The sequence below is a fragment of the Acinetobacter sp. YH12135 genome (assembly GCF_013418565.1).
GTDB classification, from domain to species: Bacteria; Pseudomonadota; Gammaproteobacteria; order Pseudomonadales; family Moraxellaceae; genus Acinetobacter; species Acinetobacter towneri.
Genome location: NZ_VPBU01000054.1, coordinates 1 through 1007 on the forward strand (window position 1 = coordinate 1; position 1007 = coordinate 1007).

The 1007-nt window shown below is 36.7% G+C and carries 1 protein-coding gene; it reads left to right on the forward strand.

What is annotated here, in order from left to right:
- Positions 1–989, forward strand: a protein-coding gene (locus FTU70_RS14260; protein WP_179994544.1) for an IS4-like element ISAba1 family transposase whose coding sequence is annotated in 2 segments (ribosomal slippage) — positions 1–439 and positions 439–989 — 990 coding nt annotated over the 2 segments. Because the reading frame shifts where the segments join, the coding sequence is not laid out codon by codon here. This gene is flagged as partial in the annotation.
- Between the last annotated feature and the right edge of the window lie 18 nt (positions 990–1007).

The following is a 1007-nucleotide window of genomic DNA, read 5'->3' on the forward strand; positions in this document are numbered from 1 at the left end:
AAGCAAACATGTAATCTTTCTTCTGCATCTAAAGCCTTGCCCATCAAGTGTTTACCACAATCATTTTATCGACGTATGCAGCGCTTCTTTGCAGGTCAGTATTTTGATTATCGTCAAATTTCTCAGTTGATTTTCAATATGTTTTCATTCGACCAAGTGCAACTGACTTTAGATAGAACCAATTGGAAATGGGGAAAACGAAATATTAATATCCTGATGCTCGCAATCGTTTATCGTGGAATAGCGATACCTATCCTTTGGACATTGCTTAATAAACGTGGAAATTCAGATACGAAAGAGCGTATTGCTTTGATTCAACGCTTTATAGCCATTTTTGGTAAAGACCGTATTGTGAATGTGTTCGCAGACAGAGAGTTTATCGGTGAGCAGTGGTTTACATGGTTAATTGAACAAGACATCAACTTCTGCATTCGTGTTAAAAAAACTTCATTGTCACCAATCATTTAGGAAAGAATCATAAAATTAGTGATTTATTTCGCCATCTTAAAGTTGGTCAAATTGAATGTCGTAAACGACGGATTTTGGTTGGTCGGGTGAAACTATATATAAGTGCACTACAGTTAGAAAATGGAGAGCTTTTACTCGTCGTTTCTCCTCAGTTTAATGCCAATGCTATTCAGGATTATGCATTACGCTGGGAAATTGAAACCTTATTCAGTTGTCTCAAAGGACGCGGGTTTAATCTTGAAAATACGCGCTTGACAGACCCTAGACGAGTGAAAAAATTGATTGCGGTGTTAGCTATAAGCTTCTGTTGGTGTTACTTAACGGGTGAATGGCAACATAATCAAAAAAAAGCGATAAAAATAAAGAAGCATGGACGACTCTCAATGAGTTTATTTCGCTATGGTTTAGACTATGTTCAAATGGCGATTCAGCGTTTAATTGGTTTTGGGAAAAAAGAAGAGTTTAAGGAAATTTTGGCAATTTTAAGAAAGCAGAATCCTGATAGGATAAGGGTTCTGTGAAATTTGTCGTGTACAGAG